This is a genomic window from Bacillus sp. P4_D3 (genome assembly GCF_056401855.1).
Map to the genome: position 1 here is coordinate 1 of NZ_JBFUIN010000178.1, position 6,335 is coordinate 6,335.

Consider the following 6,335-nt stretch of genomic DNA (forward strand, 5'->3'; position numbering starts at 1 on the left):
ATCCTTCTCATTGCTATATGGGAAGGATCTGTTTCATTATTTAAAATTGAGCCGTGGATTTTACCGAAGCCGTCTGCAATTGTGCAAGAGTTAATTGGAATGAAAGATTTACTATTACCGAATACAGTGCAAACGTTACAGGAAGTAATAATTGGGTTGTTTTTTGCAATTTTACTTGGGACGAGTATTGCTATCATTATGGATGTCATCCCTTTATTTCGGATTTTAATGAATCCGTTGCTCGTTATTTCGCAAACAATTCCAATCGTTGTGCTTGCACCATTATTTATTATTTGGTTTGGATACGGAATGTTGCCAAAAGTAATGGTTGTTATTCTTGTTTGTTTCTTCCCAATTGCGCTTAGTATTTTAGAAGGGTTCCAAACGGTAGATAAAAATATGCTGAAGTTGTTACAAACGATGAAGGCGACAAAGTGGCAAATTTATCAGAAAGTAAAATTTCCAGCAGTGCTCCCGTACTTTTTCTCAGGTTTAAAAATTGCTGTTACATATAGTGTGATGGGAGCGATTATTGGGGAATGGCTTGGAGCGAGTGAAGGATTAGGGGTTATGCTCACAAGAGCGACAAAATCCTTTTTAACAGCTCGAGTATTTGGTGTTGCAGCGATTATCGTCATGGTGACATTATTCCTGTACTTTATTGTTGAATTTATGGCAAGAATAACAGCACCATGGATATACAGAAAGGGCGGCAGAAAATGAAAAAAGGTTTAAAAATTATGTTAGCTGCATTACTAGCAGTTGGTGTTGCCGGATGTAATACGGCGAAGAAAGAAGAGGATACAAGCAAAGAAAAGAAAGTGAAAGTCGTTTTAGATTGGTTCCCGAATACAAACCATACTGGTTTATACGTAGCGAAGACGAAAGATTATTATAAAAAACAAGGATTAGATGTAGAAATTATTCAACCAGGTGATAATGTTACAGCGGAACAAATGATAGCTTCAGGAAAAGCTGATTTTGCAATAAGTGCACAAGAAAATGTAACGTTAGCTCGTGTTGAAGGTATTCCTGTTGTATCTGTAGGAGCGATTATTCAGCATAATACTTCAGCTTTTGCATCACTTAAAAAAGATAATATGATGTCACCAAAAGATTTTGAAGGTAAACGTTACGGCGGCTGGGGAGGACCAGCGGAAGAGGCGACGTTAAAGACAATTATGGATAAACATCAAGCTGATTTTAATAAAGTCGAAAAAATTATTCTTGGACAAACAGACTTCTTCAAATCAATTGGCCGCGATGCAGACTTTGAATGGATTTATTACGGATGGGATGGAATTGAAGCGAAGCGTCAAGGAAAAGAGTTAAATGCAATTATGGTGAAAGACTTAGATCCAGCGCTCGATTTCTATAGTCCTGTTATTATTACAAGTGAAAAACATACGAAGCAAGATAAAGATTTTGTGAAAAAGTTCATGACTGCAACGACAGAAGGTTATGATTTTGCAATTAAAGAACCGAAAGAAGCGGCGGATATTTTAATTAAAGCTGTTCCAGATGTGAATAAAGAATTAGTACAAGAGAGCCAAAAGTGGTTAAGTACAAAGTATCAAGATGATGCAAAAGCGTGGGGAGTACAGAAGGAAGAGATTTGGACAAATTACATGAATTTCTTATATGACAACAAAGTTATTAAAAAGAAAATTGATGTAAAAGATGCCTTTACAAATGAATTCCTTCCAAGTGAAAAATGAGTGGATTACAAATAAAAGATATTGTAAAAGCTTTCGATGGAAAGAATGTATTAGAAAATATTAGTGCTTCTATACAAGAGGGAGAGTTTGTCTCTTTTGTAGGTCCGAGTGGTTGTGGGAAAAGCACATTGTTAAATATGATTGCGAGCGTTGAAGAGCCAACGAGTGGAGAAGTGTTTTATAACGAGGAGTATGTAAAAAAACAAGATGTTGTTAGTTATATGCCGCAACAAGATTTATTACTACCGTGGCGATCCGCTTTACAAAATATTGTTCTTCCATTGGAAATCGAAGGAAAGCCTAAAAAACAAAGGCTGACAGAAGGAATGGAAGCATTAAAACAGTTTGAACTAGATGAATATGCAGACCATTATCCAGATGAGTTATCAGGTGGAATGCGTCAAAGAATTAGTTTCCTTCGCACATATTTATGTGAAAAGCCAATTATGCTACTTGATGAGCCTTTTGGAAAATTAGATGCATTTACAAAAATGGAAGTACATAGTTGGCTCTTAAATTCTTGGCATCAAGAAAAGCAGACAATTGTTATGGTTACACATGACTTAGATGAAGCAATTTTGCTTTCTGATCGCGTATTTATTTTATCTCAAAGACCGGCATCGATTGTTGGAGAGGTACAAGTGAAATTACTTAGGCCGCGAACGATGGATATGTTAACATCTCTTGAGTTAAAGAAGGATAAGGAAGAAATTTTAAGAGTATTAGCTCCTTATATGAAAAAATAGAGAAAGTCTTTTAACAGTTTTTGGTATAATTGCTGTTAAGAGGCTTTTTTATATAGGAGGAAAAAGATGAAATCTATAGGGGAAATAGTGGATTCATTAACATCAGATAAATTGGAAGAAGGAACAAAAGAAAAAGTAGAGAATAGAATATAACAGAGTGGTTTATACTCTTAATATAACAAATGTTAAAGGAGTGAAAGGATAAAATGACTTTATCAACTGTTCTTCAAATGGTTTTAGCTTGATACGGGAGAAGTCTGCCCATTTTTAAAGATTAAGCTAAATTGAAGACAGCAGGTAAAGAACCTTAATCCTTTCTTACGATAATATGTAATGGGTAAGGTGTATTCACCTTACCCATTTTTATATGTATAACTAAATAAGGCTTTATACTGTTGTTCTCTCTATTTAGCTTATGGATCATAAGAAAAGGAGAGAAAAAATGAGTATATTAAMAGTAGAAAATGTAAGTCATTCATATGGTGAGAAAACCATTTTATATAATGCGTGCTTTCGATTATTAAAGGGCGAACATGTTGGGCTAGTAGGGAAAAATGGAATTGGAAAATCCACATTATTACGCTTATTAACAGGAGAACTTATACATGATGAGGGAAACATTGAATGGTTTCCACATGTGAAGATTGGCTTTTTACAACAGCATATAGATTTACAAGAAGGCATAACAATTGAAGAATACTTGCAAAGTGCGTTTTCTAACCTGTATGAGTTGGAACGTGACATGTTAAAACTTACAGAAGAGATGGCTGGAGCAGGAGAAGTAGGAAAATTGTTAGTAAGGTATGGAGAGTTACAAACTATATTGGAGAATTCTAATTTTTATCAAATTCATACAAAAATTGAGGAAGTAGCAACCGGCTTAGGCTTGTTTGAAATAGGATTGGAAAAGGATGTTTCAAAGTTAAGTGGTGGTCAGCGGACAAAGTTGTTACTTGGGAAACTCCTTTTAGAAAAAGCGGATGTTTTATTATTAGATGAGCCAACTAACTATTTAGATACAGCACATATAGAATGGTTGCAATCATATTTACGAATGTATGAAAAAGCTTATATTATCATTTCGCATGATGAAATATTTTTGAACAATATTACGAATGTTATTTATCATCTAGAGGGGCGTGCAATTAATCGCTATGTAGGTGATTATAAGAGTTTTCTGCGTAATTATGAACTGCAAAAGAAACAATTACAAGCAGCATATACGAAACAGCAAAAGGAAATTGCACATTTAGAGAGTTTTATTCAAAAAAATAAAATTCGTAAAGCGAAACAAGCGAAAAGTCGTGAAAAAGTATTAGAGAAAATGCAAAAGGTTGAAAAGGTTAACGATGTATCTCGTGCTCGTTTTGATTTTAATGTTTATACTGAGCCAGTGAGTCGTATATTACAGGTAGAGAAACTAAAAATTGGTTATGGTGAACCGTTATTTCCAGAATTGGATTTTCAAGTGAAAAAAGGGGAAAAGATTGCAATTATTGGTCATAATGGGATTGGAAAAACAACAATGTTAAAAACATTACTAGGACAAATAAAACCGTTAAGCGGTTCAGTTTCTGTTGGGGAAAGAGTAAAACCCGCTTATTTTGCACAAGAGGAATTTTCCTCAGAAATAACTGCACTAGAGAGAGTATGGGCAGGAAGACCAGACATGACAAGAAAAGAAATCCGACAAGTATTAGCAAAGTGCGGATTGAAAGAAGAACATGTATTAAAACCTATTCAGTTATTAAGTGGAGGAGAACAAACAAAAGTACGATTATGCGAACTTATCGTAACTAAAAGCAATGTTTTAATTTTAGATGAACCAACTAACCATTTGGATACAGAGACTAAGACGGCTTTACAGGAATCGTTAAAACAATATAAAGGTACGGTTTTAATTGTTTCACATGAGCCATCTTTCTATGAAGCATGGATAACGAAAATATGGAATATCGAAGAATGGAACGTTTAACAGCATGAATCAAGAAAAGGCATTAGCTCTTATGAGCTAATGCTTTTTCTTTGGTTATATTTATAATAATACTAGATGCCTTTCCCTAATAGGCTACTATCTTTCTTTGTATATATAGATAGTTTGAAATAGAATGGAAATGATTCCTATATGTAAAGGATAATGTGATTAGTATGGGAAGACAATAGAACTTAAAGGGAATTCATGTGAAATTCAGATGAACTTCACATAAACTCCATGTTAGAAACTAAATATAATTATAATAGGTTATTATAATATTCATTTTCGATTTTTCGAAAAATTAGAAGTTTGGCGGGGGGTCTTGTGATTTCGTCATCGATTGTAATGGATTTACGAGAAGGGATATCACCATTTTTTTATGCATTAGTAATTTCATAATGATTATTAGCCTTCACCAATCGGGCGTTTACGGGCAGCCCGACTCCCACCTAACTTCTTTGCTCCAGCTGAATTTTGAGTTGGGAGTTTTACTGCCCACAAATAGCAGGATAAACTTGGGGAAATTGTATGAAGTCAATCTTGAATGACGTAGCAGGATGATGAAATTTCATGTAAAATAATAGTAAAAATATGTAAAGTAGTGGATAGTGTGGATGTGTTTTTGAACATTGCTGAGGAAAAAATTCGTCAAGCAATACGGAATGGTGATCTTGATAGTATTCCGGGAAAAGAAAAACCACTACAATTAGAAGATTTTTCAATGGTACCTCCAGAATTAAGAATGAGTTATAAAATCTTGAAAAATGCAGGAAGGATGCTACTAGAAATGGAAATACAAAAAGATATATTGAAAATAGAGGATTTAATCGCTTGCTGTTATGATGAGGCAGAGAGAAAAAATTACAAGAAGAGTTAACGGTAAAAACGCTGCGCTTTCAGCAGGTAATGGAAAAGAGAAAGGTTAAAGATAGTTCAGCATTTCGTATGTATCAAGATAAGTATTTCGTAAATTACGTGAAGAGGGATAAGATGAGTAAATTTGAAACGATAGAAGAATTAGCGACATATATTGAAGAACAACAATTAGTACTCCTGTTTATTAAAACGGAAAATTGTGGTGTTTGTGATGTCATGTTAAGGAAAGTAAATTACGTATTAGAGAATTATGATCACGTAGAGAAAGTAGAGATATTACTACAAGACATGCAAGAGATTGCAGGGCGGTATTCAGTACTTACAGGGCCGACAGTTTTATTATTTTATAATGGGAAAGAAATTCTTCGTGAATCGCGCTTTATTTCACTTGAAAATATTGAGAGAGTACTTCAGTTGTTAGAAAAATAAGGGAGGTTTTTATATGGGGTTTGTTATAGCGGCATTACTATTTTGTGTTTTAATTTGGATGATTGCAGCATCAGTTAGATCAAATAAACGAAGAGTAAATCTTACTAAAAAGAGTAATACACATAGTACGTCTAACAGCTCATCACCATTATTTTTCTTTGCTGGATCTGATAGTGATAGTTCACATGATGGTGGCTCGCATGATTGCGGAGGATCTTTTGGCGGAGATAGTGGAGGTAGCTGCGGTGGTGGCGGGGATTGATGAGAATACGCCTTATATGGGCGTATTTCTTTTTAAACAAACGTTTGATTAGTTGGCTTACATGTGCTTAAAAACAGTTAAACAAACGTTTGATTAAATTTTATAAACGTAATGAGGGGAAGGGAATCGAAAGTAAAAAACAAAGGGAAAGTGGCATTATTCATATTAGTTGCTGGAGGTGTATTTCTTGTTAAAACCGGGCTTGAATTTGGAGCAATACATTTCAGTTGAGTTTGGTTTGAAAATACATTTTCTTAAATAAGGGATATAGCCTCTTGCGATAGAGGTTTTTCATTTGTTATTATTAGACTGAACGGTCGGTTTAGTGA

Annotated in this window: 7 protein-coding genes and 1 pseudogene; all 8 read left to right on the forward strand. The window is 34.4% G+C overall.

Annotated elements, in window-relative coordinates:
- Positions 1–723: ABC transporter permease (locus AC1DTM_RS16250; protein WP_477000485.1), on the forward strand; the 723-nt coding region annotated here is incomplete at its 5' end.
- Positions 720–1,718, forward strand: coding sequence for an ABC transporter substrate-binding protein (locus tag AC1DTM_RS16255; RefSeq protein ID WP_016103433.1), 999 nt, complete (start codon positions 720–722; stop codon positions 1,716–1,718). The genes AC1DTM_RS16250 and AC1DTM_RS16255, both read left to right, overlap by 4 nt.
- Entirely contained in the window at positions 1,715–2,464 is a 750-nt protein-coding gene (locus tag AC1DTM_RS16260; RefSeq protein ID WP_002159430.1) for an ABC transporter ATP-binding protein, read from the forward strand. Before AC1DTM_RS16255 ends, AC1DTM_RS16260 begins: the two co-directional genes overlap by 4 nt.
- 442 nt (positions 2,465–2,906) lie before the next feature.
- Complete coding sequence (locus tag AC1DTM_RS16265; RefSeq protein ID WP_477000486.1) at positions 2,907–4,439, forward strand: ABC-F family ATP-binding cassette domain-containing protein; 1,533 nt, start codon at positions 2,907–2,909, stop codon at positions 4,437–4,439.
- Positions 4,440–5,049: 610 nt separating this feature from the next.
- Positions 5,050–5,428, forward strand: a pseudogene (locus AC1DTM_RS16270) (DnaJ family domain-containing protein).
- Position 5,429: 1 nt separating this feature from the next.
- Positions 5,430–5,744 carry a thioredoxin family protein gene (locus AC1DTM_RS16275; protein ID WP_002113668.1) on the forward strand — a complete coding sequence of 105 codons (315 nt, stop codon included), beginning with the start codon at positions 5,430–5,432 and terminating at the stop codon, positions 5,742–5,744.
- A gap of 13 nt (positions 5,745–5,757) precedes the next feature.
- Entirely contained in the window at positions 5,758–6,006 is a 249-nt protein-coding gene (locus AC1DTM_RS16280; RefSeq protein WP_002113671.1) for a hypothetical protein, read from the forward strand.
- 111 nt (positions 6,007–6,117) lie between these two features.
- Positions 6,118–6,237 (forward strand): histidine kinase, encoded by a 120-nt coding sequence (locus tag AC1DTM_RS16285; RefSeq protein WP_082187190.1) that lies wholly within the window; start codon positions 6,118–6,120, stop codon positions 6,235–6,237.
- Positions 6,238–6,335: the final 98 nt, after the last annotated feature.

Bases quoted from the DNA above. Each gene is read 5' to 3' on its own strand.
- AC1DTM_RS16255 (WP_016103433.1), top strand. From the start codon at position 720: ATGAAAAAAGGTTTAAAAATTATGTTAGCTGCATTACTAGCAGTTGGT.
- AC1DTM_RS16260 (WP_002159430.1), top strand. From the start codon at position 1,715: ATGAGTGGATTACAAATAAAAGATATTGTAAAAGCTTTCGATGGAAAG.
- AC1DTM_RS16275 (WP_002113668.1), top strand. From the start codon at position 5,430: ATGAGTAAATTTGAAACGATAGAAGAATTAGCGACATATATTGAAGAA.
- AC1DTM_RS16280 (WP_002113671.1), top strand. From the start codon at position 5,758: ATGGGGTTTGTTATAGCGGCATTACTATTTTGTGTTTTAATTTGGATG.
- AC1DTM_RS16285 (WP_082187190.1), top strand. From the start codon at position 6,118: ATGAGGGGAAGGGAATCGAAAGTAAAAAACAAAGGGAAAGTGGCATTA.